29 protein-coding genes are annotated in these 24610 nt (G+C 59.4%); 13 read left to right on the top strand and 16 right to left on the bottom strand.

The genetic code is table 11. The features are described 5' to 3' along the window. Positions 1 to 37: 37 nt before the first annotated feature. The 4 genes from OO25_RS18000 to OO25_RS18015 form a co-directional block, all read right to left on the bottom strand. Entirely contained in the window at positions 38 to 427 is a 390-nt protein-coding gene (locus tag OO25_RS18000) for a hypothetical protein (RefSeq protein ID WP_040181747.1), read from the bottom strand. Between the two features lie 64 nt (positions 428 to 491). Then, complete coding sequence (locus OO25_RS18005) at positions 492 to 959, bottom strand: YbjN domain-containing protein (protein ID WP_040181748.1); 468 nt, start codon at positions 957 to 959, stop codon at positions 492 to 494. Between the two features lie 58 nt (positions 960 to 1017). Beyond that, positions 1018 to 4473: a chromosome segregation SMC family protein gene (locus tag OO25_RS18010; protein WP_040181749.1), complete on the bottom strand. Its 3456-nt coding sequence runs from the start codon at positions 4471 to 4473 to the stop codon at positions 1018 to 1020. 126 nt (positions 4474 to 4599) lie between these two features. Beyond that, complete coding sequence (locus OO25_RS18015) at positions 4600 to 4890, bottom strand: hypothetical protein (protein ID WP_040181751.1); 291 nt, start codon at positions 4888 to 4890, stop codon at positions 4600 to 4602. A 203-nt stretch (positions 4891 to 5093) separates the two neighbouring features. Between OO25_RS18015 and OO25_RS18020 the strand changes: the two genes are divergently transcribed. Further along, positions 5094 to 5864, top strand: a complete 771-nt coding sequence (locus tag OO25_RS18020; RefSeq protein WP_040176181.1) for a FadR/GntR family transcriptional regulator — start codon at positions 5094 to 5096, stop codon at positions 5862 to 5864. 38 nt (positions 5865 to 5902) lie between these two features. Here OO25_RS18020 and OO25_RS18025 read toward each other — a convergent pair whose 3' ends face one another. The 7 genes from OO25_RS18025 to OO25_RS18055 all read right to left on the bottom strand — a co-directional run bounded on the left by OO25_RS18025 (position 5903) and on the right by OO25_RS18055 (position 10590). Next, positions 5903 to 6652, bottom strand: a complete 750-nt coding sequence (locus OO25_RS18025; protein WP_040181752.1) for an acyltransferase — start codon at positions 6650 to 6652, stop codon at positions 5903 to 5905. A gap of 193 nt (positions 6653 to 6845) precedes the next feature. Continuing rightward, positions 6846 to 7406, bottom strand: coding sequence for a F0F1 ATP synthase subunit B (locus tag OO25_RS18030; protein ID WP_024095749.1), 561 nt, complete (start codon positions 7404 to 7406; stop codon positions 6846 to 6848). Between the two features lie 4 nt (positions 7407 to 7410). After that, on the bottom strand, positions 7411 to 7956 hold the full coding sequence (locus tag OO25_RS18035; RefSeq protein WP_014876090.1) for a F0F1 ATP synthase subunit B': 546 nt from the start codon (positions 7954 to 7956) through the stop codon (positions 7411 to 7413). A gap of 86 nt (positions 7957 to 8042) precedes the next feature. Next, a complete protein-coding gene (locus OO25_RS18040) occupies positions 8043 to 8267 on the bottom strand; it encodes a F0F1 ATP synthase subunit C (RefSeq protein WP_008562443.1) in 225 nt (74 codons plus the stop codon). Positions 8268 to 8324: 57 nt separating this feature from the next. After that, the gene (locus OO25_RS18045) at positions 8325 to 9128 is read right to left on the bottom strand and encodes a F0F1 ATP synthase subunit A (RefSeq protein ID WP_040176175.1); all 804 of its coding nucleotides are present in this window, start codon (positions 9126 to 9128) and stop codon (positions 8325 to 8327) included. A 27-nt stretch (positions 9129 to 9155) separates the two neighbouring features. Then, complete coding sequence (locus tag OO25_RS18050; protein ID WP_014876092.1) at positions 9156 to 9500, bottom strand: AtpZ/AtpI family protein; 345 nt, start codon at positions 9498 to 9500, stop codon at positions 9156 to 9158. Between the two features lie 196 nt (positions 9501 to 9696). After that, a complete protein-coding gene (locus OO25_RS18055; RefSeq protein ID WP_040181753.1) occupies positions 9697 to 10590 on the bottom strand; it encodes a DMT family transporter in 894 nt (297 codons plus the stop codon). A 95-nt stretch (positions 10591 to 10685) separates the two neighbouring features. Between OO25_RS18055 and OO25_RS18060 the strand changes: the two genes are divergently transcribed. Continuing rightward, on the top strand, positions 10686 to 11033 hold the full coding sequence (locus OO25_RS18060) for a helix-turn-helix transcriptional regulator (RefSeq protein ID WP_040181755.1): 348 nt from the start codon (positions 10686 to 10688) through the stop codon (positions 11031 to 11033). Between the two features lie 6 nt (positions 11034 to 11039). On the opposite strand, the gene OO25_RS18065 is transcribed toward OO25_RS18060, so the two are convergent. From OO25_RS18065 to OO25_RS18080, 4 genes are all read right to left on the bottom strand, one after another. Beyond that, positions 11040 to 11948, bottom strand: a complete 909-nt coding sequence (locus OO25_RS18065; RefSeq protein ID WP_040181756.1) for a DMT family transporter — start codon at positions 11946 to 11948, stop codon at positions 11040 to 11042. Then, a complete protein-coding gene (locus OO25_RS18070; protein WP_040181758.1) occupies positions 11945 to 12823 on the bottom strand; it encodes a LysR family transcriptional regulator in 879 nt (292 codons plus the stop codon). The genes OO25_RS18065 and OO25_RS18070 overlap by 4 nt, the downstream gene beginning before the upstream one ends. A gap of 106 nt (positions 12824 to 12929) precedes the next feature. Further along, on the bottom strand, positions 12930 to 13457 hold the full coding sequence (locus OO25_RS18075) for a prolyl-tRNA synthetase associated domain-containing protein (protein ID WP_040181848.1): 528 nt from the start codon (positions 13455 to 13457) through the stop codon (positions 12930 to 12932). 109 nt (positions 13458 to 13566) lie between these two features. Next, the gene (locus OO25_RS18080; protein WP_040181760.1) at positions 13567 to 15561 is read right to left on the bottom strand and encodes an elongation factor G; all 1995 of its coding nucleotides are present in this window, start codon (positions 15559 to 15561) and stop codon (positions 13567 to 13569) included. A gap of 493 nt (positions 15562 to 16054) precedes the next feature. Between OO25_RS18080 and ffh the strand changes: the two genes are divergently transcribed. The 8 genes from ffh (at position 16055) to rimM (ending at position 21584) form a co-directional block, all read left to right on the top strand. Beyond that, positions 16055 to 17587 carry a signal recognition particle protein gene (ffh, locus tag OO25_RS18085; protein ID WP_040181763.1) on the top strand — a complete coding sequence of 511 codons (1533 nt, stop codon included), beginning with the start codon at positions 16055 to 16057 and terminating at the stop codon, positions 17585 to 17587. A 1-nt stretch (position 17588) separates the two neighbouring features. Next, the gene (locus OO25_RS18090; RefSeq protein ID WP_040176160.1) at positions 17589 to 18134 is read left to right on the top strand and encodes a GNAT family N-acetyltransferase; all 546 of its coding nucleotides are present in this window, start codon (positions 17589 to 17591) and stop codon (positions 18132 to 18134) included. Between the two features lie 122 nt (positions 18135 to 18256). Beyond that, the gene (locus OO25_RS18095) at positions 18257 to 18877 is read left to right on the top strand and encodes a GNAT family N-acetyltransferase (RefSeq protein ID WP_242407070.1); all 621 of its coding nucleotides are present in this window, start codon (positions 18257 to 18259) and stop codon (positions 18875 to 18877) included. A 37-nt stretch (positions 18878 to 18914) separates the two neighbouring features. Continuing rightward, positions 18915 to 19517 carry a GNAT family N-acetyltransferase gene (locus tag OO25_RS18100; RefSeq protein WP_040181769.1) on the top strand — a complete coding sequence of 201 codons (603 nt, stop codon included), beginning with the start codon at positions 18915 to 18917 and terminating at the stop codon, positions 19515 to 19517. A 57-nt stretch (positions 19518 to 19574) separates the two neighbouring features. Further along, positions 19575 to 19883, top strand: coding sequence for a chorismate mutase (locus OO25_RS18105; protein ID WP_040176153.1), 309 nt, complete (start codon positions 19575 to 19577; stop codon positions 19881 to 19883). Positions 19884 to 19924: 41 nt separating this feature from the next. Next, positions 19925 to 20284, top strand: coding sequence for a 30S ribosomal protein S16 (gene rpsP, locus OO25_RS18110; protein ID WP_014876104.1), 360 nt, complete (start codon positions 19925 to 19927; stop codon positions 20282 to 20284). Positions 20285 to 20288: 4 nt separating this feature from the next. Beyond that, positions 20289 to 20930: a 5,6-dimethylbenzimidazole synthase gene (gene bluB, locus OO25_RS18115; protein WP_040181771.1), complete on the top strand. Its 642-nt coding sequence runs from the start codon at positions 20289 to 20291 to the stop codon at positions 20928 to 20930. 150 nt (positions 20931 to 21080) lie between these two features. Then, entirely contained in the window at positions 21081 to 21584 is a 504-nt protein-coding gene (gene rimM, locus OO25_RS18120; RefSeq protein WP_040181773.1) for a ribosome maturation factor RimM, read from the top strand. Between the two features lie 5 nt (positions 21585 to 21589). Here the strand turns inward: rimM and OO25_RS18125 are convergent, their stop codons facing one another. Continuing rightward, the gene (locus tag OO25_RS18125) at positions 21590 to 22687 is read right to left on the bottom strand and encodes a phosphotransferase family protein (RefSeq protein WP_242407071.1); all 1098 of its coding nucleotides are present in this window, start codon (positions 22685 to 22687) and stop codon (positions 21590 to 21592) included. Between OO25_RS18125 and trmD the strand changes: the two genes are divergently transcribed. The 3 genes from trmD to rpmE all read left to right on the top strand — a co-directional run bounded on the left by trmD (position 22686) and on the right by rpmE (position 24393). Beyond that, complete coding sequence (trmD, locus tag OO25_RS18130) at positions 22686 to 23486, top strand: tRNA (guanosine(37)-N1)-methyltransferase TrmD (protein WP_040181779.1); 801 nt, start codon at positions 22686 to 22688, stop codon at positions 23484 to 23486. The two genes, OO25_RS18125 and trmD, sit on opposite strands and share 2 nt — an antisense overlap. A gap of 302 nt (positions 23487 to 23788) precedes the next feature. After that, a complete protein-coding gene (gene rplS, locus OO25_RS18135; protein WP_014876109.1) occupies positions 23789 to 24160 on the top strand; it encodes a 50S ribosomal protein L19 in 372 nt (123 codons plus the stop codon). Positions 24161 to 24171: 11 nt separating this feature from the next. After that, on the top strand, positions 24172 to 24393 hold the full coding sequence (gene rpmE, locus OO25_RS18140; protein WP_014876110.1) for a 50S ribosomal protein L31: 222 nt from the start codon (positions 24172 to 24174) through the stop codon (positions 24391 to 24393). Positions 24394 to 24610: the final 217 nt, after the last annotated feature.

A 24610-nucleotide genomic window follows, 5' to 3' on the forward strand; every position in this document is an offset into this window, starting at 1 on the left:
AAATCGCCCCCGGGGGCGGTTTCCGCAGGATTGTGTCTCAGGGAATTTGCGATGATCGTACCGGAAACCTCTGCCCCTCAGAGGTAATGACCACAGTGCGATCCCGGTTGGTCACATATTGATCGCAACGGGACATACCATTGACGAAAGTCACACAGACCTGACCATCCTGCGCGACACGATAGCTGCCCCATGCAGTGCCACCGCCATTTGCCGCTGAATAAGTGTAGGAATAGGCTCCGTCGTCCCCGAACAGCGCCTCCCCATCATCATAAAAAACAAAAGATTGCCCCGGCAGCGCCGCAAGCGCCTCTTCGTCGTAGGGCTGATCACCCGCCCGCATTGCCCCATCCTGCGCCAATACATTACGTGGCACTTGGATTGATCCGAGAAGTACAAAAAAGACCAGCAGCAAGTGGTGTCTCATGCTGCCAGCCTAGCGAAATTCTCTCCCAGCCCCACCTCACATTTCGGTGACAGGGCAGACGCGATCACCAGTTGATGAATTCCTCGAAATCCTGAACGATCCGCGACCAGTAGCCCAGCAGCTCAGCAAAATCGTCGGGATTCATGCCGGTGTCCCCCAGATACACATCCAATTCGACCCGAGCGGACCCTTCGTCCGAAATATAGGCCCGACCAAAACGGTTTTCGGTGTTCCACTCATTGATCTTGACCACACGCACGCCGCCATCTGTCTGATAACCGGAGAAGAACTGGATCGCATCACAGTTCTTGTTGTTTTCGCAGCCGTAGAAATAGATTGAGAAATCATTGCCGTAGTAGTCGACCTTCAGCTTTGGGTCGCCGACATCATCGGTGGTGACCTCAAATTCAACGCCTTCGGTCTCGAAGAAACGCGCGAGGGAGGTCGCATCCTTGGCCAGAATGTTTTCAGCATGCCCAAGGCCCGGGAGGACAAACAGGGCAGCGGCGGTCAGTAGAGAAAGAAATTTCATTGTAAATCCTGTCATTGGCGCGCCGACGATAGAACCTGCGCCGCATTGGAACAAGGGGTCAGGCGACCAGCGCCTCGGCTTTCTTGAGGTCCACGGACACCAGTTGGCTGACACCTTTTTCCTGCATCGTGACCCCGAATAGCCGGTCCATCCGTGCCATCGTCACCGCATGGTGCGTGATAATAAGAAAGCGCGTGTCGGTTTGGCGGCACATCTCGTCCAGCAAATCGCAGAAGCGAGTCACATTGGCATCGTCCAGCGGCGCGTCCACCTCGTCCAGCACACAGATTGGCGCCGGATTGGACAGAAACACCGCGAAAATCAGGGCCATGGCCGTCAATGTCTGTTCGCCTCCTGACAGCAGTGACAGCGTCGAGAGTTTCTTGCCCGGCGGCTGGCACATGATTTCAAGCCCGGCATCCAGCGGATCATCACTTTCAACCATGACCAGATTGGCCTCCCCGCCGCCGAAGAGGTGGGTGAACAGCATGGTAAAGCTCGCATTCACCTCCTCAAACGCGGTCAACAACCGTTCGCGGCCTTCGCGGTTGAGGCTGGCGATACCCGCCCTTAGTGTCTTCACGGCCTCTTCCAGATCTGCCTTCTCGCGCACCAATTGGTCGTGCTCGTCCTGGACCGCGCGCGCATCTTCTTCTGCGCGCAGATTGACCGCTCCCAGCGCGTCGCGCTGACGCTTATGACGGTTGACCTCTGCCTCCAGCTCCTCCGCGTTCGGCATGTCTTCAGGTGTGGCATTAAGGCTGGCCAACAGATCGTCAGGTACCGTCTGTTGTTCTTCGCGAATACGCGCCTCGGCATGACCAACGGCTTCGCGGGCTGCGTCACAACGCGCCTCTGACCGGGCCCGTGCCTCGCGCGCCTCAGAGGCCAGTCGAGCGCATTCACGCTCGTTTTGAACGGCATCGCGCAGGACGGATTCGGCACCAATCAGTGCATCTGAGGCAACCGCTTTGCGCGCTTCTGCCTCTTCAATGGCAAGGTTCAGTTCCTCGTGGGTTTCCGCAATCTCGGCAGGCACCGCATGTGCTTCTTGCAGCTCTTCCTCGGTTGCGGCACGCCGTTCCGTCAACTCGGCAATCCGCCTGTCTGCGCTTTCCAGCCGGTGGCGCCACCCGGAGAGATCCTTGGTGACCTGCTGCCCACGTGCGGTGCGGGCCTCTCCCTCACGCCGCAGCTCATCCTGCGTCGACCGATGGGTCAGCATGGTGATCCGAGCCGCTTCCACCGCCTGCTTTACATCCTCTACCTTGGCACGCGCCTCAGCGAGGTCTTCCAGCCCTTCGACAGCGGTTTCCGCTTCCGTCAGCTGTGCCTGCGCAGCGGCGGCGTCCTCTTCATGTCGGGCAACCGCGATGCCAAGAGTTTCCAGCTTGCCTTCGGACAGATTGCGATGGCTTTCAGCCCGGCTCAGCGCGCGCGCCGCATCGGCAACGCGTTGATCGGCAACCCGGCGCGCCTGACGCGCAGCCTGATCTGCGGTGGTGACCTCCGCCAGCTTGCGCATCAGAACCTCATGCGCAGCCTTGGCCCCATCCGCGCGCGCGCCGACATGCTCCATATCCTGTTTCAGCGTTTCAAGGCGGTTCATCTGCTCCAGCCGCAACGCCGCTGCACTTGGCGCATCCTCAGCCCAAGCCCGGAACCCATCCCAGCGCCACAGATCGCCTTCCAGAGTAACCAGACGCTGCCCTGGCATCAGCCGCGAATGCAGATCACGCGCGGCATCCCCATCGACAAGGCCAACCTGAGAAATCCGACGATGCAGAGCATCAGGGCAACTGACATGCAGTGAGAGCGGCACCGCACCCGCTGGTAGCGGCGCATCTCCGTCATATGGTGGCAAAGTGACCCAACCGCTCGGCCCATCAACCTCCGCCAGGGGCGCACGCAGGTCATCGGCAAGAGCCGCGCCAAGCGCTTTCTCGTATCCCGCTGCAACGCGCATCTCGTCCAGAACATGGCCGCCCTCGGCGGTATCGCGCTCCACAAGCTTCGCAAGCGCCGTCACCTCCGCCCGCAGTGCACCCAATTCGCCCTCCGCCTCAGAGCGGCGGGCGCGGGCCTCAGCCTCGCGCGATTGGGTATCATTGCGCGCCTCATCAGCCGCGGCCAGCGCCTCATCCGCGAGCTCAGCAGCAGCGCGCGCTTCCTCCTCGGCCTCGACCGCGGCTTCAAACGCGGCCTCTGCCTGAGCCAGCGTATCGCGGGCCTCGGCCATCGCGTCGCGGGAGCTGCCCCCGTCCTCCTCGGCACGAAGCAAAGCACGGCGGCAATCCTCGACCTGACGCTGCGCTGATTGATGGCGCGCCGCAAGCCGCGCCACATCCTCTGTCAGGCTTGTCAGATGTTCTTCGCGGGCCTGAAGCACCGAGACTGCTTCTCGCGACCGCTCGGCAGCCTCAGCCATACGATCATCGTGACCGATGGCGGCCCGCGCCAGTTCACGCTGTTCCCAGTCCAGCCGTTCAATCGTTTCGCCGGCATCCCGGTTCAGCCCGCTTTCGCGCTCAATATCACGGCCCAGCTGCGCCACGCGGTTAGTCAGCGTTTCGATGGTCTGACGCGCCTGCGCCTCCTGATCACTCAGCGCATCGCGCTGCACAAACAACCGTTGCAGCACCGCGGCAGCAATGGCCTCCTCTTCGCGCAGAGGAGGCAGTGCGCTCTCAGCCTCCAGCCGCTTGCCGTCGGCAACACGGGCCAGCGCCTCTGCCTTGGCCGCCTGGGTCTCGCGGCTGCGCAGGATATCTTCAGCTTCCAGCCGCGCGTCGTCCGCCTCCCGCCAGCGGCGATAGAGCAACATGCCCTCGGCCCGTCGCAGCTGTTCACCGATATCCCGATACCGCTGTGCCTGACGCGCCTGACGGGCCAACTGCGAGAGTTGTGCTGCGAGCTGTTCAATCACATCGTCGACGCGCAACAGGTTCTGTTCGGTGTTTTTCAGCTTCAGCTCGGCCTCGTGCCGCCGCTGGTAGAGGCCGGAGATACCTGCTGCCTCTTCCAGAATACGCCGCCGTGCCTTCGGCTTGGCGTTAATCAACTCAGCAATTTGCCCCTGTCGGACCAGGGCAGGAGAATGCGCGCCAGTTGAGGCATCGGCAAACAGCATCTGCACATCGCGCGCGCGCACATCTTTCCCGTTGGTCTTGTAAGCGCTGCCGACATCACGGGTGATACGGCGCAGAATTTCCAGATTGTCGCTCTCGTTGAAACCAGATGGGGCCAGCCGTTCACTGTTGTCAATCTGCAGGCTGACCTCGGCAAAATTGCGGGCTGGCCTGGAACTGGTCCCCGCGAAGATCACGTCTTCCATACCGCCGCCACGCATTGCCTTTGGGCGATTTTCGCCCATCACCCAGCGCAGCGCCTCAAGAAGGTTGGATTTGCCACAGCCGTTTGGGCCGACAACCCCGGTCAGGCCATCTGCGATCAACAGATCCGTTGGGTCCACAAAGCTCTTGAAGCCGTTCAGTCTGAGTTTCGAGAAGCGCAAGCCGATATCCTGTGATTCATTGGGATGTAAGTGTCATGGGTTTGTTACACCACTGTCAATGTGGCCGCCCCCCAAATCGGCTGGGTCAGCGTCATATCGCCACCATATATTGTGGATAACTCTTCATTACGCGGCTTCGCCGCTCCCGCAGTCCAAGCGCCCGACGAGGACAGCCTGATCGCCCAGGACATCGCGCACCGGGCAGCCGCTTGCCATTTCCATAGCGCGTTGCGCGCGTTTCCGGATGGGGCCAAGGCGCGGCGCATATTGAGGATTGACGCGCACCGCCTCTGCGAGTGATCCGCGCAGGCGCACCTCAAATACGCTGCCCTCCACCGTGATCCGCTGCACCGCTTGACCACGGAAATGCGGGCTTGCCGTATCGCAGGCTGTAAGCGGAACAGCAAGAAGGAACATAAAAATGGGGCGGAATCGAACCGCTCGCCTGAAAAAATCACGCATCTGTATCCCTGCGCCGAATGAGACTGTGTCTTCGCTCGTCCCTTCGACCTAGCATGGAATAGGCGCGCTGTCTGCTGAATGGGCGCACATCCCCTTGCGATGGCCTTGGCCCCGTGGTCATATGTTTTGACCAATCGCGCATCCAAAAGACTGACAGCATGCCCTTTCAAAAAGTACAGCCCGAAAAACTCTCTGCGTCTGTGGTGCGCCAGATTGAGCAGTTCATCCTGCGCGGCATCCTCACACCCGGCGAACGGCTCCCTGCCGAGCGGGAGTTGGCGGAGCGTCTGGGGGTCTCACGGCCCTCGTTGCGCGATGCGCTGGCCGAATTGCAAGATCGCGGTCTACTGGTCTCGCGGGCGGGCGCCGGAGTGTTTGTCGCCGATGTGCTTGGCTCTGCGTTTTCACCGGCCTTGGTTCAGTTGTTTGCAAGCCATGACGAGGCGGTTTTCGACTACCTCAGCTTTCGCCGAGATTTGGAAGGCCTGGCCGCCGAGCGCGCCGCCAAATACGGATCCGATTACGATTTGGAAGTGATCCAGACGATTTTCGACAAGATGGAGCAGGCTGGTGATCCCGCCATCTCAGAAGAGGCAGCCGCGCTCGACGCCCAGTTCCATTCCGCAATCATGGATGCGAGCCACAATGTGGTCATGCTGCATATGATGCGCTCGATGTTTGAGCTGCTGCGTGAAGGTGTTTTCTATAATCGTCGCGTTATGTTCCAACAGCACACCACGCGCGATGCCCTCTTGGCCCAGCACAGCGCCATCAACGCCGCGCTACAGGCCCGCGACCCTTCGGCAGCACGGGCCGCTGTTGAAACCCATCTGGACTATGTGAAACAGGCCCTGACTGACCATCAGCGCGCCCTGCGCAATGCAGAGGTGGCCAAGCAACGTCTGCAGCATGAAATCAGCAAAACCTGAGAGAGCCCATCCGCAGGTTTAAACAGCCTGTAACCCCATCAGGCCTCGGGCAATGACGCCATCCACTCGGCAACGACGGCCTCGGGGTATCCTCGGTGGAAATGGGATTTCCACGGGTAGGCCGCCCGGTCAGTGCCATCCTTCAAGCGAACCCGATTGGCATCTCCCCGGTCAACGGCGGGATTTCCGACTGCGATCCGATGGTCTGCAACATCTTTGGTCACGGCGCTGCACGCACCCACCAGGGCCCCCTCCCCGACAGTGACTCCCGGCAGAACAGTGGTCATCGTGGCGATCACAGAAAATGATTTGATCCGCGCGCCCAGCAAGACCTCGCTAGGCGGATGCGGATCATTGGTCAGCACGACGTAGGGAAAGATCCAAACGTAGTCTTCAACAACGCTCTTTTGTCCGATGTGCACATTGCTGTGCAGCCGCACGTAGTCGCCAATAGTGCAATGACCCTGGATATCGCTCAACGTGCCGATCTGAAACCCGCGCCCAGCCTGGGTGAGTTCGCGCACTGTGACCCGATGCCCGGTCACCAGGCCGTCACCGAAGCCTGAGCTTTCGTAGAAAACGCTATGGGAGCGGATCGTCGACTCTTCCCCGATGCGCAACGGAGAGCCATCCCCCAGACGGGTTGCGACGCCCAGCTCACAATTGCTTCCGATGTTGGTCCCCGCGCCAATTTCGACGTTGTCATGAACGATCGAAAAGGGGCCGATTTCGACACTGGGGTGGATCTTGGCCTTGGGGCTGACAATGGCCGTCGGATGGGCGCGCATCTGTGACTCCTCTGGTAACCGAAAGCCCCGCCAGCGGGCAGGGTCTTGCGCTCTCTTCTATCGCTCAGCCTGCGTTCAATCCACCATTTTAGGGAAAGTAAGGATGTGCGCGGTTATCGCAGGCAACGCATTTGAATACAAAAAACCCGGCCACTTGGGCCGGGTTCTTTAACAGCGTCGATGCAAGAGCAGATTAGTGCAGCTTGGCGTCCACGTCGGCGATAGCAGCGTCGATCAGCTTGTTGGCTTCGGTCGCTGTCATCTGTTTCGAAATCACCGCATCCGCCGCTGCAATTGCAACGGTGATTGCCTGATCGCGCACTTCTTTCACCGCGGAGTCCTGCGCCGCTGTGATCTGTTCCTCGGCAGCGGTCATGCGACGCGCAATCGAGACTTCCAGGTCAGCCTTGGCTTGGTCAGCTGCTTTCGCAGCATCTTCACGCGCCGACGCAACGATCCGATCAGCCTGCGCCTGAACTTCCTGCTGCTTGCGTTCGTAAGAGGCCAGAATGGTCTGGGCTTCTTCACGCAGGGCACGGGCCTCTTCGAGGTCCTTTTTGATGCCTTCGGCGCGGGCGTCCAGCTGGCCACCCAGCAGACCGGGCACCTTTGCATAAAGCAGGATGCCGACGAACAGCAGGAACGCGAGCGTAACGACAAAGTCGGTGTTGCTCATCGACAGGAACGGGCCGGACGCCGCAAATGCGGGGCTGGTGGCACCAAAGGTCAGAGCAAGAGCCAGTACAGAGCGCATGTTCTTATCCTTTCATCCGGTCGGCAACCGCAGCTGCGACGGCTTTTTCGTCTGCCTTGCCACCAAAGGTGGCGACGATCTCAGCGGCGGTATCAACAGCGACGGCTTCGACGCTGGCGATGGCACCGGCCTTGATCTCGGCGATGACGGCTTCTGATTCCGCTGCCTTGGCCGCAATCTGTGCGTCTGCCTTGGCAATGGCCTCATCCAGATCTGCCTGAATTTCCGCACGGGTTTCAGCAGCGATGCGCTGAGCCTCTGCACGGGCATCTGCCAGAGCTTGGTTATAAGCGGTTTCGGCCTCTACGGCTTTGGCCTTCAGGTCTTCAGCCGCGGCGAGGTCGTTGGTAATGGTTCCCTGACGCTCGGCCAACACTGCCGCAATGCGGGGCAGCGCGATGCGCGACAGGATGAAATAGATCACGACGAGCGTGACCACGAGCCAGAAGATCTGGTTCGCATAGGTCGAGAAGTCCAGCTGCGGCATACCGCCCGAACCGTGGGCGGCCTCTGCGGCACCGTGACCTGCGTCCTGCGTCTGAGTTGCCATGTCGTCCTCCTAGGGAACTTGCCGTTACACCGGGCGGCGCGGTCATCCACACCGCCCGGCCGTAAGGAAAATGGTTCCGAAGGGTCTTAGACGGCGAACATCAGCAGCAGAGCGACCAGGAACGAGAAGATGCCCAGAGCTTCTGCAAATGCGATGCCGATGAAGAGGGTTGCGGTCTGGGAAGCAGCCGCGGAGGGGTTGCGCAGAGCGCCTGCCAGGAAGTTAGCAGCAACGTTGCCAACACCCAGTGCAGCAATACCAGTACCCATGCCAGCCAGGCCAGCGCCGATGTGTGCGAGTTCGCCTTCCATTGTGTATCTCCTTACGATTGGAAGTTGAGGATCTTATTGTTCGGACCTGACCGCGTCTTAGTGCGACGGGTGCAGCGCGTCCTTCAGGTACACGCAGGTCAGAATGGTGAACACGTAGGCCTGAATGAAGGCCACGAGAACTTCGAGTGCGTAAACCGCGGTGATGGCAAAGATCGGCAGGAAGCTGAACAGGCCCAATGCGCCTGCAAAACCTGCGAATACCTTCAGAACCGCGTGGCCCGCCATCACGTTACCCGCAAGACGAATGCAGTGGCTGACAGGACGCACAAAATAGGAAATCAGTTCGATGATCGCGAGCACCGGGCGCAATGCCAGCGGTGCGGAGCCAACCCAGAACAGGCCCAGAAACTTAGTCCCGTGCAGCACGAAACCAGTCACAGTCACGGTCACGAACACCAGCATGGCCAGAACTGCAGTCACGGCAAAATGCGATGTGGTGGTGAAGCTGCCCGGGATCAGGCCCAGCATGTTCGCGGTCAGGATGAACATGAACAGGGTCATGATATAGGGGAAAAACTTCAGACCGTCTTTGCCGGTCACATCTTCGACCATCTTATAGATGAAGCCATAGGCGAGTTCAGCAACCGACTGAATGCGCGAGGGGACAATCGCGCGTTTTGCAGACCCCAGAACCATCAGCGCGAAGATCGCGACAATCGCAAGACCCATCCAGAGGGTCACGTTGGTCGGAGTGTAGAAGTTCAGCTCACCTGCGCCACCCAGTGGCTTGACCAGGAACTGGTCAGTCGGATGGATCTGGAGGCCCGGAATAGCGGGGGCAAAGAACAGCCCAGACGCAAGTACCAGCAGAAAAGCTGCACCAAAGATTAGTTTGCCCATTGTCCCGTTTCTCCTGTCGCCGGGGGATCAGTCCCGGTCCTGCGCATCTTGTTCGGCCATTTCGGCCAGTTTCTTTTCCTGGATCTCTTGCGCGCTGCGGAGCATTGTCTTCACCCCGGCCGCCAGACCCAGCATCGTGAACAGCACCAGAAAGATCGGTATGGTCCCAAGCAGAAGGTCCAACCCGTATCCGATACCAAAGCCGATCATCAGACCGGCCACCAACTCAATCACCATCCGCCAAGCCTGATTGGCTGTCGAATAATGCTCATCCACGCGCGGCTTGGGCTCTTGGGCCTTACGCGCCTCTGCCAACTTGGCCTCTAGCTGCGCCAAGCGCTGCTTGTCTGGCTCTTGTGACACGGTCGCCATCCTCACGTGAATTCTGTTGCGGTGCTAAGGAGTCCTCGCCTCAGAGTCAACAACCCTGAGAGCCCTGCGACGCCGAGCGCAACTCATTGTAATTATTAATTTATGTCTGAAGCCTACCGCATCACCTCCTGCACGTCTGAGGAGCAGGCGACGGTTTTCCGGTCAAAATCCATATTCAACCAAAAGGTTGATTTTATCAGAGGGCCGGTCGACGCCGAATTTTACGCAGCAGGCGACCATCGATCAGCACCAGTCCGATCAGGATCAGGCTCATCCCTGTCAGGTGCTCCAGTTTGAGCGGCTCCTGCAAGATCCAGGCCCCCATCGCCAGGGCGGAAACCGGCGCGATCAGCGTCGGCAAGGTGATATTGGTCGGTCCAACCCGAGGCAGCACCCAATAGAACAGGATGAAAGCTGCGGACGTCAGGATGAAACCGATGATGAACAACGCGCCCCAAGTCTCCAATCGAGTGATCACCGGCAGACCTTCAGCCCAAATCGCCAGCGGCGTGATGGCCGCAGTGGCCCCGGTCAAGGCAACAGCGACAAGGACCACTGGATCGATGTCACGAAACTGGCGGGCAATATTGACCGAAAACGCGTAACACAACGGCGCACAAAGCGTAACGAGCACAGCCCAGACCTCGGACTGGCGTCCGCCATGCAGCAGCGGCCACGACAAGACTAGAATACCAAGAAAGCCGAAAACCACGCCCAGTGATTTCTGCCAGGTCGCCCGCTCTCCACCCGGCCAGAAATGCGCCACCATAACAGCAAGCGCCGGGGTAAACGCATTGAGGATCCCGGCCACGCCGCTGGCAATATGCTGCTGTCCCAGCGCGTAGAAAGCAAAGGGCGCCGCATAGCTCAGGACACCAAAACCAAACAGCGACAGCCAACGCCGTGGTTGGTCCGGCACCCGCTTACGCGCTGCCACGACATAGATCCAACATCCCAGCGCACCAAAGCCAACCCGCCCCATGGACACCGACAATGGTCCCAGTTCGCGCAGCAAAACAGCATTGAACATGAAGGACATGCCCCAGCCGATCCCAAGTACAAAGATCGCCGCCCAGTATTTCAATGCCATATCGTGTCTCTTTCGCGCTCTGTCGTCGTTGCCGGTGATATGCGGCTAGCGGCTTGGGATTGTCGACCCGCATCTTGCGGTTTAGGTGTGTCGGCATGAGCGATCCTCTTGATACCGTATTTGCCGCCCTTGCGGACCCAACCCGGCGCAGCATTCTGACCATGCTGCTGGAGGACGACATGGCCGTCACAGATGTTGCTGAACCGTTTGACATGTCGCTCGCGGCGATCTCCAAACACCTGATGATCCTGACACGAGCTGGCCTCATCGCGCAGGAAAAACGTGGCCGCGTGAAGTGGTGTAAACTGCAGCCGGACGCCATGCGGTCCGCCTCCGTCTGGATGCAGGGGTTTGGTCAGTTCGAACCCGTCAATCTGGACGCGTTTGAGCGCTTTCTGGAAACCGAACTCGGCAGCCCGACAGCAGATCCCTCCTCCGAGTGAGGCGGGTTAGCCTGATTGCGTAGTCGGCACTGCGCTGCGCCCCTCCTGTAGCAGCAACCAAAGTGCCCAGATGGTGCAAACCACACCCAGCGCCACGATGCCACTAGGGGCCGGACGGCCCAGCGCAATTTCCCACAAGATGACCCAGCTTGGCGTCAGATAGGTATAGGCCATGACCTTGGCTGAGGGCAGATGAAGCGTCGCATATTGTAGCAGAACAAATGTAGCGGCACTGGCGATCAGCGCGACATAGAGCAGGACCACCCAGACAAGCGGTGACAGCCCGGTCCAATCTGTGGCGCGAATGTCGCCCCAGCCGACCACCAACAGGATTATTGCGCCCGCGACCAACATCCCGAAGGTGAACACCACCGCGGGCTCGCCCCGGTTCAGCAAGCGCACCATCGGCGTATAGGCGGCGTGGGCCACACATCCCCAGAAATATATCATCTCTCCACGACCAATCTCAAAGGCCCAGATGGCCGACAGGTCGCCGCGAAAAATCACCCAGATTGCCCCGACAGCACCAATCGCCAACGCCAGCGCCATCCGCCATGTCGTGATCTGGCGTAGCAGGATCCATCCGAAAACCCCACTCAGGACCGGTGTAAGTGTAAATACCGCAGCCGCACTCACTGGCGCCGCGGTTTGCAATCCGTAGAACATCAGCACGAAATAGATGGCAAATAGGCCACCCAGCACGAGGAAACGCCAAGGCGCCACAAAATCTTTGCGCCGCAGGCCATGGGTGAGCTGTGCCGCAATGCCGATCACCACCGCAGCGATCACAAACCGAATGGCATTGAGGGCCATGGGAGCGATGTCATTGGCCACCATCGCGCCAAGCGAAAACGATCCAGCCACCAAGGCCGAGAACACCAGCATTGCGAGATGACCGCGATAGGTCGGTGTCATGCGGTCCAGGCCTTCGCTTCGGCTTTCAGGAAGCTGAGGAAACTCTGCACCTTGGTTGTGCGGTGCAGATCAACATGGGTGACAAGCCACAATTCGCCCGCCCATTCTGGCAGGGGTTCCATCATCTGGGTCAACCCAGGATGCCGCTCCGCTTCCCAGCGGGTCAGGAAACCAATCCCCGCTCCTGCCAGCAGAGCCTCCTGCATTGAGACGGCGTTCACACAGCGAAACGACAGCGCACTCTCGGGCGCGTGGGCACGCAGCCAGCGGGAATAAGGCGCCCGGCTATCTATGTCGTCATTGCAGATGAACCGATGGTTGGACATATCGTCCAGCCCTTTCAGCGGACCGAACCGTTCAATATATGAGGCACTGGCGTAAAGCCCGTGTTGTTGCCGCATGAAGGGCTGAACCACATTGTCGGGCTGTTCCGGCGGAGATCCGGCGCGGATCGCGACATGCGCCTCCCCGTACTCCAGCCGAAACAGGCGGCTACCGGTCAGAAAGCGGATCACCAACTCGGGGTGTTGACGCTGAAATTCCGTGAGCGCGGGCACCAGCAGTGTCGACATCGAGGACAGCGAGGTCACGACCAATTCGCCGGATACCGCATCCCCATGCCCCTTGAGCCGACCAACCAGCTGACCAAACTGATCATCGGTGGCCTGCGCCACCCGCAGCAGATCTTGGCCGGCATCTGTCGGGGTGTAGCCACGAGCATGGCGCTGGAACAGCTTGACGCCGAGACGCGCCTCAATTGCATCGACGTGGCGGATGACTGTCGCGTGATGGACGCCCAAAACCTCGGCGGCGCCGCTCACGGTTCCCATCCGAGCCACCTGATAGGCGGTGCGTACCTCGTCCCAGTTTTCCATGGTCACCTCTCATCTGCGTATTACTTGCCGCAACCATGCACATTCCGCAGGCTCTAGCCAGCGAAAGGTTCAAATTTGCGCAGTGATCACAAAATGCCCTGCCACTTCAGACCCAGGTGATTGTAACGCTCAATCGATCCATCACCTCCAGAAATGCCTGTCGCGTCAGGGCAACGGTGCGATCATTCACCAACGGATGCATGTAGATCACATCCGCCTGCTGCGCAGCCTTGTCCATATAGAAGTGCACATCTTGATTGACCCCGTTGACCATCGCCAGTGGAGTGACAGCGCCAGGGCGCACACCCAGGGTTTCCAGCAGGCGCTCCGCTGATCCAAATGACAGTTTTCCTAGTCCCAGATCAGCCGCCAGCGCTTTCAAATCGACATCGCGGTCCTGCTCAAGGCTGACCAGATGATTGCGTTTTTTCTTGTCCCGCAGGTAGAGGTTCTTAAGCCGCAGCGCGCGCTCCCCTGCCTGCATGAAGCCCGCTTCAACCGCCTTCGCGTCCTCGACAGTGCGCAGTGGCACATGACTGTGCAGCCGGAAGCCAATGCCCCACGCATCCAGCTGCGCCAAAAGTTTGTCGGAAGAAACAGGCAAGCTGTCTTGAAACTGGGATGATGCGTCCACTGTGGCCTCATTGATCTGCACAAATGATATCGCCCGCAGATCAATGTGAAACACGAGGGCATGCAAGGGGGAACATCGCTATTCTGCCTGCTTTCTTATCAGCGTTTCATCAGCGCCCGCCACCTGCCGCAGATGATGTGCGGCGCGCCTCTTCGTAGTGATCGAACCCGCTTGAGAACCAGGCTGTTCCGCGAGTTGCGCTGGCAAGGCTGCTACAGAGCTGGTCCTGAACCGCCACCGGCAGCAGGGTTTCAAACACGTCCCAGCCTGCGGCCTCGGGGTGGGCTGCGAAACCAAGTATTTGCCCCTGCATCCCGCTGACCACTGGAACAAGCCCACCAGTGAAGACCGAAGGGACGTGGATCTCCACCCGCATGATGGGTTGCAGTACCACCGACCCCGCCTCCGCCAGCGCCTCACGAACCGCAGATTTGCCCGCCGTACGAAACGCGTAGTCAGAACTGTCAACGGAGTGGTGCTTGCCATCCTTCAGGGTCACCTGCACATCGACAACAGGATGGCCGCTGGCACCCGCCTTCAACGCCTCGCGCGCACCCGCCTCCACCGACGGAATGTAGCCCTTTGGCACCGCACCGCCTTTGACCTCATCGGTAAAATGAAAACCCGACCCGCGCGCGGCCGGTGCGATGCTCAACACCACATCGGCAAACTGACCAGCTCCGCCAGATTGTTTACGGTGGCGATGATGGATTGTGACTGGTCGCGTGATGGTCTCCCGCAGGGCGGGCGGCACAGGTTCATCTCCTACCTCGATACCGAACGAGTCGCTTAGCAGCCCTAGGATACGGCGCAAATGCAGCGGCCCTTGCAGGTGCAGCAGCGCGTGCCCGCTGATCTCATCCTGTTCGACCTGCATGCCGGTATCAATCTCAGCAATGCGCTCCAGCGCTGCGGTCAGCCGGACATCATCGCGATCGTGCACGGGCGTGACGATCCGCTGATAGCTTGACGGGCGCGGTTGGGCCCACTGCGGCAATTGAGCGGCACGGTTTTCCAGATAGGCGTACCCAAGGCTCAGGTGATCCGATTTCACAACTTGCGCGATATCCCCCGGTGCAAGGTCACCAGAACCGGAGGGGGATGGGTTGCGGCCATTGCCAGCAGCGCGCCCGGCGGCAGGCGCGCTTGCGCCGGTTTTCGCAGCCGTACCCTCCCCCCTCAACTGCGTCATCGCTCCAAGATTGCCACCTCCAACCTGCGCCCCCGCTCCCACCGGTTGGCTCAGCGCGCGGACGACGACCGTCTTGCCGAGATGTTTAACAAGGTCTCCGATACACCCTACTGCCAGAGGCTGCCCGTCCGCTGCCAACCGCTGTGCTGCGACCTCAACCGCGGGGGCCTCATGGCGCAGGGATTTCATCAGACGCAGGATCCCGTTGCGATGAAGCGCAGACCCCAAAAGCGCCGGGATCAAATCGTTATGCTGCAAGACGCGGGTGGCCACATCATAGACCGCTTCTGTCAGCGGCTTGCGATCTTCGATCAGTTGCTCCAGCAGATCGTCGTCATAGTCAGCCAACGCTTCCAGCATTTCTCCCCGCGCCTGACGTTCGCGGGCATGGATGCTATCCGGAAAAGCCACCAGGGCTGAGGGCTGCCCCTCCTGATATTTCCACGCCCGTTCTGAGATCAGATCCACCGCCCCGATCACCTCCCCCCCGGTCCGCATCGGTATCTGGCGCAGGACGATATTGTGCCGACAATAGGTTTGCAGCGCGGCGACGATATCGGCCACCCGCCCGGCGGCCTGATCCATACGGTTGATAAAAAGAAAGGCGGGAATACCCGCCTCTTCGACCATCCTGAGATAAGGCGCGGCCAAAACCCCGGCAGATGGGTCCGCCGACACGCAAACAACCGCCGCATCGCTGGCTGCCAACGCCGGCCCCGCCGTCGCCAAGTTCTCAACCCCGCCGGCAATATCAATCACGCCCCAGGCCTCATCCATGAATGGAAACGCTCTCAACTCCACAACACCCGTGGCCTGCTGCGGCTTCTGCTCTGGCTCCTGAAGTGTCGCTAAGGCTTTTGCCAGCTCAGTCTTGCCGGAATGAGAGGGGCCAATAACTGTAAACACACGCATCTGTCTTGATCCTTCTGTGGCTGCAAAGCCGCCCGATGAAGGAATACGACAGGAACGCCGCACCAGATGCCTTGAGAATAGCTGCCTCTGCAGTGGGGGCTTGGCTGACCCATGTTTTTGTTCATGTCTGACATCTACCAAAGAGCCATCGCATAGGCGCTGTACACGCACCTGCAATGCGACGGCGCTTGCACGCGTATAGACGTGCCCCGCAGTCTGATACTCCCCCACCGCAGTGCCTTGCGTCAACCGTTGCGCTCAACGCATGGCAGCGGGCCATCTATTCCCGGCCTAAGTGGTCCGGGTTGACTCATTGCGGCCAAACGCGTAACGCATGGCCCAAATCCGGGAGCCGCTACAGTCTTCCGGTCCCTGCCCTTGCCAGGGATCGCCCTCCACCAGCGTGTTACGCCCGTGGGGGTGATTGCGCATGGATCCTTTGCTCCCTACATGTGGGGCGCCCACGTTGAAACCGGCATAGGAGGCCGAAGGCATGTTTGAAAATTTATCCGAACGCCTATCCGGTGTCTTTGACCGGCTGACCAAACAGGGCGCGCTGTCCGAAGAGGACGTCAAAACTGCCCTGCGCGAAGTCCGCGTTGCCCTGCTGGAGGCGGATGTCTCGCTGCCGGTTGCCCGGGATTTTGTGAAACGTGTACAAGAGCAGGCCACAGGCCAGGCGGTGACCAAATCGGTCACGCCGGGACAGCAGGTTGTCAAAATCGTCCACGACGCGCTGGTGGATGTGCTACGCGGTGACGAAGATCCAGGCCAGCTGAAAGTGGACAACCCGCCAGCCCCCATCCTGATGGTTGGTCTGCAAGGTTCTGGTAAGACCACCACCACTGGTAAGCTTGCCAAGCGTCTGAAAGATAAAGAAGGCAAGCGCGTCCTGATGGCGTCGCTTGATGTGTATCGCCCTGCTGCAATGGATCAGTTGGCGGTACTTGGCACCCAGATCGGTGTCGACACGCTGCCGATCGTGCCAGGTCAGAAACCTGTCGATATCGCCAAGCGCGCCAAACAGCAGGCCGCCTTGGGTGGCTACGATGTCTATATGCTCGACACTGCCGGACGCCTGCAAATCGACGAAGTGCTCATGCAGGAGGTCGAGGACGTCCGCGATGTCGTCTCCCCCCGCGAAACGCTGCTGGTTGTTGACGGGTTGACTGGTCAGGTCACGGTCGAAGTGGCCGAAGAATTCGATGCCAAGATCGGTATCTCCGGCGTCGTTTTGACCCGGATGGACGGCGACGGTCGCGGTGGTGCGGCGCTGTCGATGCGCGCGGTCACCGGTAAACCCATCCGCTTTGTCGGTCTGGGCGAGAAGATGGACGCCATCGAGACCTTCGAGCCAGACCGAATCGCAGGCCGGATTCTCGGCATGGGCGATATCGTTGCTCTGGTTGAAAAGGCCCAGGAAACCATTGAGGCCGAACAGGCCGAGCGCATGATGAAGCGCATGATGAAGGGTCATTTCAATATGAATGACCTGAAGATGCAGCTTGAGCAGATGATCCAGATGGGCGGCATGCAGGGCATGATGCAGATGATGCCCGGCATGGCAAAAATGGCAAAACAGGTCGAAGAATCCGGTTTTGATGACAAGGTGCTGCGCCAGCAGATCGCTATGATCCAGTCGATGACCAAGAAAGAACGCGCCAATCCTGCCCTCCTCCAGGCGTCTCGCAAGAAGCGCATTGCAGCAGGGTCAGGTATGCAGGTCTCCGACCTCAACAAACTGATGAAGATGCACCGTCAGATGGCCGACGTCATGAAGAAGATGGGCAAGATGGGCAAAGGCAAGATGCTGAAACAAGCCATGTCTGGCATGTTCGGCAAAGGCGGCGGCATGCCCGATATGGCTGGAATGGATCCGAGCCAGATGGATCCAAAAGCGCTGGAAGCAGCGGCCAAAGCCATGGGCGGCGGCAAGGGCCTTCCCGGTGGCATGGGCGGTATGCCCGGCGGGCTACCCGGCCTTGGCGGCATGGGCCTGCCCGGCGGTCTGGGCAAGAAGAAGTAAGATGACCATTGCGCCCACCATATCCACTGCGCGCCTCACGCTGCGCCACCACGTGATGTCGGACTTCGCGCCGCTTCACGATGTGCTGGCCAGTGAACGCGCACGCTATATGGGCGGGCCGTTTTCACTCAAGGACAGCTGGCAGACAATTGCCGCTGAGGTGGGCAGCTGGTCCCTTCTGGGTTTCGGCAGCTGGGCAATAGAACGCAGCGAAGACGGTGCACTTGTTGGCCAAGTTGGCATCAACAAACCAGCCCATTACCCCGAAGCGGAGATCGGCTGGACACTCTGCAACGGCTTCGAGGGCAACGGTTACGTCACCGAAGCAGCATCTGCAGCGTTGGAGTGGGCGTGGTCCCAGATGGGCGCTACCACCCTTGTCAGCTACATCACGCCCGAAAACGACAAATCGGTCTCAGTGGCTGAGAGGCTAGGGGGCACCCAGGATCCTGAGGCACCTTTGCCCGAAGGCGAAACGTCTGCAGATACGCTCGTCTACCGCCACAACGCACCTGATGCGGACGGCGGGATGGAGGCCTACGCATGATGGATCTCCGCTTTTCCTGCTCCACAGGCCACCGTAGCGGTGCCGCTGTGGCGACTCTGCCACGCCTGGACGGTGCTTTAACCCATTATTTTCCGGCATCTGGCATGGTCAGACCGTCTTTGATGCATAAACAGATCGCTGCGGCCTGTGCCGCAGGGGTCGATACGGATGTGGCAATGTCAAATACGGGTTATCGTTTCCCCAGCCTCATGACGCAGAGGCTTACACTGGTGTCCCCTGCGGAAGCCGGTTTTGATGCGCATGATGCCTTCCTGCGCATTGGCGCGCCGCGGTTTATTGATGCAGCAGACGATCCGGATGCGCTGTGGTGGTCAATTGCCACCATCATCGGTCACTGGCATCTGCGCGGCTACGGGCTGTTCGCTCTGGTCGAGCGCAGCACCGGGCGCCCCGTCGGCATGATTGGCCCGTGGTTCCCCAAAGGCTGGCCAGAGCCGGAGCTCTCTTGGCACCTAACAGAGGACGCCCGCGGCAAAGGCTACGCAAGCGAGGCCGCTGAAGCCGTTCTAGACTGGATCTTTCGTGAGAAGAACTGGAGCAACATCGCCTCCTTCATTCCGGAAGACAATGCTGCATCCATTGCTCTGGCACAGCGCATTGGCGCCCGGCCTGAGCAGTTGGTGTCGTTCCGCCTGGCCCCGGCCAACAACATGCGAACCTGGCGGCATCAGCCGCGCCAGCGCGTGTTGGGCGAGCCTGTGACAACGGGGCGTCTCCAATGATCTGTCGCCGTTTCTCATGCAGCGCGGGGGGTGTCTAATGCCCTCGTCCATCCCAGTGATCGAAACCCAACGCCTGGTTCTGCGGGGCCCCGAAGCCGTGGATTATCCCGACTTCAAGGCAACGTTCAGTTCTTATCGCGCGCGCTTCATGGGCGGTCCACTGAATCCATACGAAGCCTGGATGCTCTACGCCGCGGAGATCGGCCATTGGCAGGTGCGCGGGTTTGGCATGTGGATGATCCACGACAAGATCACCGAGGAAACATATGGGATGGCCGGGGGCTGGATGCCTGCAGGTTGGCCAGAACGCGAAATCGCCTGGATCATCTGGCCTGATGCCGCTGGTAAGGGCTATGCGCTGGAAGCCACTCAGGCGGCCCGCAACTACTATTACAATACGCTCGGCTGGGATGGCGCGGTCAGCTATATTGATCCGAAGAATCTGGATTCGATCCGTTTGGCAGAGCGGCTGGGCGCACAGAAGGATCACGATGCCGACACGATTGACGGCAGCGACGCTGTCTATCGCCACCCGGCCCCGAATGCGCTGAAGGACAGCCAGCTGATCCATGGGATCGAGATGGAAATCAGCCATTACGCAGATCCCCTGTTTAAACCGGAGGGCTGGGCGCTTGACTGATCCCATCACCCAAAGCCGCGCGATGCGCTTTTCATTCATCTCCTTGCGGAGTCAGAAATGACGACAGAGACCCAAGATCCCGTCGCCCGTGCAGCGGCGCTGCTGAAAGGCCACCGCGAGAGCATTGATCGCCTTGATGCCATTCTCGTCTACACTTTGGGCGAGCGGTTCAAGCACACCCAGGCGGTGGGCCAACTCAAGGCTGAACACGACCTTCCCCCGTCCGATCCGACGCGCGAAACCGCGCAGATCGCACGGCTCGAAGACCTGGCGGAACAGGCCGACCTGGACCCCGATTTCGCCAAGGCTTTCCTGAACTTCATCATTCAGGAAGTCATCCGACACCATAAGAAACACCAGGAATAACAGGGATATCCCTGTAAACGCCATTAAAGGAGACTGAACCCATGGCAATGAAAATTCGTCTGGCCCGCGGCGGCTCGAAAAAGCGTCCCTTCTATCGCATTGTGGCTGCTGACAGCCGCATGCCGCGCGATGGTCGCTTCATCGAAAAGCTGGGCACCTACAACCCGCTGCTGCCGAAAGACAGTGAAGAGCGCGTAAAAATGGACATGGAGCGCGTGCAGCACTGGCTGGATCAGGGTGCTCAGCCCACAGATCGTATCGCTCGGATGTTGGAAGCTGCTGGCGTTCGCGCTAAGGTGGAGCGGAACAACCCCAAGAAAGGCACCCCGGGCAAGAAAGCTCAGGAGCGCGCCGAAGAAAAAGCAGCCAAGGCTGCTGAAGCGACTGCAGACGCGGAGTAAGTTGATGAACATGCGGGACAATTCATTCTCTGAACACTTCCGCATGCAACTTGATCTGTTGATGCGTGTCCGGCGCGATGTGCGCCGGTTTCGCTCCGATCCGGTGGACGAGGCAGTGCTTACGCGCTGCCTCGACACCATTCAGCTGGCGCCCTCGGTCGGGCTCAGCGAACCCTGGCGGGTGATCCGTGTCGAAAGTGACGCAGCTCGGGCCGCCGCACTTGAGAATTTCGAGACCGCAAATGCCTCGGCGCTGGCGGGCTTTTCCGAAGCCAAAGCTGAGCGCTATGCCAAGCTGAAACTATCCGGAATGCGCGAAGCACCGGTTCAGCTGGCGATTTACTGCGATGATTCCACAACAAAAGGTCACAAGCTCGGCGCTGGCACCATGCCGGAGATGCGCCGCTACTCCGTTGTTACCGCTGTGACCCTGTTCTGGCTCGCCCTGCGTGCCGAAGGTCTGGGGCTGGGCTGGGTGTCGATCCTTGATCCGCAACAGCTGAACCGGGATCTGGATGTTCCGGCCGACTGGCAGTTGATCGGATATTTCTGCGTTGGCCACCCGGAGCGGATGTCCAAAACACCGGAGCTGGAACAGCTAGGCTGGGAAACCCGCCGCAACGCATTGCCGGTCGAAACCCGGTAATCCACAGATGTGGCGATTGATCCGGCTTGCGGTTTTTGTTCTGATCGCCTTTACCGCGGGTGTTCTCTATGAACGCAACTACCAAACAGAACGCTGTGGACTCGCAGGCGGCACCTGGACTGCTGCGCGGTTCTGCAAAGGATGGATTGAATGACTGAGCAGATTTGCGTTGGTGCCATTTCAGGCTCGTACGGGGTGCGGGGCGAGGTACGCCTGAAGAGTTTCTGCGCCATGCCCGAGGATATTGAAGACTATTCCCCGCTCAGCACTGAAGACGGCAGCCAGACCTATACGATCACCTTGGTCCGCGCCATCAAGAACGGGTTTACCGCCCGTATCGGCGGGATAGAGACCAAGGAGCAGGCCGATGCTTTGAAGGGGGTGCGCCTGTTTGCACCACGCGAGCGGCTGCCAAATCTTCCGGATGATGAATATTATCACACCGACCTGATGGGCCTTGAGGTTTATGACACCGGCGGGACACTGCTGGGGACCGTAAAATCGGTCCAGAACCACGGCGCCAGCGATTTGCTGGAAATCGCCATCCCGGCGGAGAGCAAAACCGTGCTGCTACCGTTTACGCTGGCAGCTGTACCGACGGTTGATCTTGCAAGCGGGCGCATCATCGCAGACCCACCGGATGGCGTGTTCTGAGGCTGTCAGCCTTCAGCTGCCAACAGCCGCTCCAAAACATGTTCTGCGGCGGCAGCGACATCCTGCGTTCGCTGTCGCGGTTCCGATCGTTTTCTGCCCAGTGCTGACCACAGCTTGAACAGACGCCAGGTAAAGAAGAACCTGAAGATAGGATCCGTCGTCAGTTCTGCACCATAGCCCTCCTCAAATGCTGCCCAATCCGCTCTGGCCACCCCTCCGAAACCAGGCGTGCGCCCTTCCGCAGCAAGGTGGTCGGGGCAGTTGGACAACCAAATATCGGCAATATCGCGCTGCGGGAATATTCCGTCATGGTTTGAATAGTCTATGAACGACACCTCGCTGTCGCACATCAGGATATTCCGCAGATGCAGATCTCCATGCTCCAATGCACCGCGGAATGTTTGTTTACGTGCACGCCGAGCCTCCCGGTGAAGCAGCGCGCAGAGACCCAAATACCTCTTCGGCTTCAAGACCTGAAACTTCCCGGCGCGTACCGTCTCCGCCCGCGCTGAGATCTGTTTCAGAAAGGGTTTAGGCCAGAATTGCATATCTCCGGCATCCGAAACCCTGTGCAGCTCAGCGACCGCGCATCCAATCCGTCGAAGAACCTCTGCCCGGTCACCAAACCCGTATTCGGTCATAGCCAGCTCGCGGTAGGCAGTCTCCCCTTGGACAAAGTCCATCAAAACTACAGCGCTATCTTGATCTCGCCACAGGACGTCAGGCGATGACACGCCGCATACCGATTGCAGGTCAAGCGCCGCTTGCTGATGTCGATCAAGAACCCTGATCTGCCGTGCAGCAGTGGTGTCGTCAAAGACCGCCCTCAAGACATAGCGTTGCCCGGTTGCCGTTGTCACCTCCTGAACGCTGCGAACATGCTGATACCGGCTGTTCACCAGAAGCTGACGAAACCGCGCACCTTCAGCAGCCAGACCAAGGTCCGACGCAATACGTGGCCAGAACGCTTTGGCTCGTGCCTGCGCATTCTCGATTGCGGCCTGATACTCATGGTCGGTTACAATAGGGGCCATTTCCGAATTCATCCAAACACCAAAGCTTTTTATTGCGTGTCGTTCTAACTGGATTAAACAGCGTCTCATGAGTGCACAAAACAAATCTCACGGCCGCAAGGCTATTCGCCCCTCGTTCAAGCCACGCGAGCTGATGACCCCGACGCCGGATCTGGTTGGCGTTTGGAAGGCGAAAATCATGACCCTGTTCCCGAATGCCTTCCCCGGCATTCTGGGAGAAAGCCTGACCGGCAAGGCCCTGCAAGAGGGGCTGTGGCAGCTGGAGACAGTCGATCTGCGCCAATTCGGCATCGGCAAGCACCGCAATGTCGATGACACCCCCGCCGGCGGTGGCGCTGGTATGGTGCTGCGGGCGGATGTGCTGGGGGATGCGATTGAGCATACGATGGCGGGCGCTGTCGGCAATTGGCCGTTGATCTACCTGTCGCCGCGCGGGCGCCGGATGGATCAGGCCTTGATGCAGGATCTGGCGCGCTGCGATGGTGTCACACTGCTTTGTGGACGTTTTGAAGGCGTCGATGAACGGGTTCTGCAACACTACGGCATTCAGGAAGTTTCTCTGGGGGATTTTGTGATGACCGGCGGGGAGATTGCTGCGCAGGCGATGATCGACGCCACTGTGCGCCTGATCCCCGGCGTTCTTGGCAATCAAGCCTCCACCGAAGAGGAGAGTTTTTCCTCCGGCCTGCTTGAACATCCGCAATATACCCGCCCAGCGGAATGGAAAGGGCAGACCATTCCTGATGTGCTGATGTCCGGCCATCACGGTAAAATTGCTGAATGGCGCCAGAAAATGAGCGAAGACATCACCAAGACCCGACGCCCTGATCTCTGGCAGGCCCACCAGGACCGCAAGACGTCAGACTGAACGATCCGAAGGCGGCATTTGCCTCTCTTAAACGCGGCCTCTCCCCTTGATCCGCTGGCCAAACAGGCATAGAAGGCCCCTGTCTGGATTCGCTTTTGCGTCTATGGACCTGTGTTCTGTTGCATTTTGAAATCCCTGACCCGCCTTCTTCGGCAATTTGGGGACGCGCACGGGACACGCTTAGGAAAGAACGGAGTGATCTCTGGCGGGCTGCTATCTGCGGGACCCGGTGAAGACCAAGAGCTCTCGCAACCGCGCAAAACTTCGTGGGCAAAACCACGAGCAATTATAGGAGACCTGCGATGGACCTGATCGCACAGTTGGAGGCGGAACAAGTTGCCGCCCTGGGGAAAGAGATCCCCGATTTCAAAGCCGGTGACACCATCCGCGTCGGCTACAAAGTGACCGAAGGCAGCCGTTCGCGCGTGCAGAACTACGAAGGCGTCTGCATCAGCCGCAAAAACGGCTCCGGCATCGCCGGTTCGTTCACCGTTCGCAAAATTTCGTTTGGCGAAGGCGTGGAGCGTGTGTTCCCGCTGCACTCGACCAACATCGACAGCATCACTGTCGTTCGCCGCGGCCGTGTGCGTCGCGCGAAACTGTACTATCTGCGCGCCCGTCGCGGTAAATCCGCACGGATTGCAGAAGATACAAACTACAAAGCCAAAGCGTAAGGAGTGGTATCATGAAAGCAGACACCCATCCCGAATACCACTTCATCGACGTCAAAATGACCGATGGCACCATCCTCAAGATGCGCTCCACCTGGGGCAAAGAGGGTGACACCCTGGCGCTGGACATCGACCCCACCGTGCATCCTGCATGGACCGGTGGCTCCACCCGTCTGATGGACGCCGGTGGCCGCGTATCCAAGTTCAAAAAGAAATACGAAGGTCTGGGCTTCTAAGCCAACCTGGTCTTATTTTTTCGGAAAACGCCGCTCCTTTGGGCGGCGTTTTTTGTTGCGACTTCAGCGACCATGTTCATTGCGCACGTTCACCCTGAGGAAACTACAGAGCCTAAATCAGGCCCTAACCTGCGGATATCGCGCTTCCCATCGATTCGACCGGACAGTATAGTCAGCCCAAGATGCGCAGTATTTTGCGCAGTGATTGGGGGAAGTG

This window comes from Phaeobacter sp. S60 (assembly GCF_000826845.1).
GTDB lineage: Bacteria > Pseudomonadota > Alphaproteobacteria > Rhodobacterales > Rhodobacteraceae > Phaeobacter > Phaeobacter piscinae.

Coding starts and splice junctions, on each gene's coding strand:
- OO25_RS18000 (WP_040181747.1), bottom strand. CDS start 427: ATGAGACACCACTTGCTGCTGGTCTTTTTTGTACTTCTCGGATCAATC.
- OO25_RS18005 (WP_040181748.1), bottom strand. CDS start 959: ATGAAATTTCTTTCTCTACTGACCGCCGCTGCCCTGTTTGTCCTCCCG.
- OO25_RS18015 (WP_040181751.1), bottom strand. CDS start 4,890: ATGTTCCTTCTTGCTGTTCCGCTTACAGCCTGCGATACGGCAAGCCCG.
- OO25_RS18020 (WP_040176181.1), top strand. CDS start 5,094: ATGCCCTTTCAAAAAGTACAGCCCGAAAAACTCTCTGCGTCTGTGGTG.
- OO25_RS18025 (WP_040181752.1), bottom strand. CDS start 6,652: ATGCGCGCCCATCCGACGGCCATTGTCAGCCCCAAGGCCAAGATCCAC.
- OO25_RS18030 (WP_024095749.1), bottom strand. CDS start 7,406: ATGCGCTCTGTACTGGCTCTTGCTCTGACCTTTGGTGCCACCAGCCCC.
- OO25_RS18035 (WP_014876090.1), bottom strand. CDS start 7,956: ATGGCAACTCAGACGCAGGACGCAGGTCACGGTGCCGCAGAGGCCGCC.
- OO25_RS18040 (WP_008562443.1), bottom strand. CDS start 8,267: ATGGAAGGCGAACTCGCACACATCGGCGCTGGCCTGGCTGGCATGGGT.
- OO25_RS18045 (WP_040176175.1), bottom strand. CDS start 9,128: ATGGGCAAACTAATCTTTGGTGCAGCTTTTCTGCTGGTACTTGCGTCT.
- OO25_RS18050 (WP_014876092.1), bottom strand. CDS start 9,500: ATGGCGACCGTGTCACAAGAGCCAGACAAGCAGCGCTTGGCGCAGCTA.
- OO25_RS18055 (WP_040181753.1), bottom strand. CDS start 10,590: ATGGCATTGAAATACTGGGCGGCGATCTTTGTACTTGGGATCGGCTGG.
- OO25_RS18060 (WP_040181755.1), top strand. CDS start 10,686: ATGAGCGATCCTCTTGATACCGTATTTGCCGCCCTTGCGGACCCAACC.
- OO25_RS18065 (WP_040181756.1), bottom strand. CDS start 11,948: ATGACACCGACCTATCGCGGTCATCTCGCAATGCTGGTGTTCTCGGCC.
- OO25_RS18070 (WP_040181758.1), bottom strand. CDS start 12,823: ATGGAAAACTGGGACGAGGTACGCACCGCCTATCAGGTGGCTCGGATG.
- OO25_RS18080 (WP_040181760.1), bottom strand. CDS start 15,561: ATGCGTGTGTTTACAGTTATTGGCCCCTCTCATTCCGGCAAGACTGAG.
- ffh (WP_040181763.1), top strand. CDS start 16,055: ATGTTTGAAAATTTATCCGAACGCCTATCCGGTGTCTTTGACCGGCTG.
- OO25_RS18090 (WP_040176160.1), top strand. CDS start 17,589: ATGACCATTGCGCCCACCATATCCACTGCGCGCCTCACGCTGCGCCAC.
- OO25_RS18095 (WP_242407070.1), top strand. CDS start 18,257: ATGCATAAACAGATCGCTGCGGCCTGTGCCGCAGGGGTCGATACGGAT.
- OO25_RS18100 (WP_040181769.1), top strand. CDS start 18,915: ATGCCCTCGTCCATCCCAGTGATCGAAACCCAACGCCTGGTTCTGCGG.
- OO25_RS18105 (WP_040176153.1), top strand. CDS start 19,575: ATGACGACAGAGACCCAAGATCCCGTCGCCCGTGCAGCGGCGCTGCTG.
- rpsP (WP_014876104.1), top strand. CDS start 19,925: ATGGCAATGAAAATTCGTCTGGCCCGCGGCGGCTCGAAAAAGCGTCCC.
- bluB (WP_040181771.1), top strand. CDS start 20,289: ATGAACATGCGGGACAATTCATTCTCTGAACACTTCCGCATGCAACTT.
- rimM (WP_040181773.1), top strand. CDS start 21,081: ATGACTGAGCAGATTTGCGTTGGTGCCATTTCAGGCTCGTACGGGGTG.
- trmD (WP_040181779.1), top strand. CDS start 22,686: ATGAGTGCACAAAACAAATCTCACGGCCGCAAGGCTATTCGCCCCTCG.
- OO25_RS18125 (WP_242407071.1), bottom strand. CDS start 22,687: ATGAGACGCTGTTTAATCCAGTTAGAACGACACGCAATAAAAAGCTTT.
- rplS (WP_014876109.1), top strand. CDS start 23,789: ATGGACCTGATCGCACAGTTGGAGGCGGAACAAGTTGCCGCCCTGGGG.
- rpmE (WP_014876110.1), top strand. CDS start 24,172: ATGAAAGCAGACACCCATCCCGAATACCACTTCATCGACGTCAAAATG.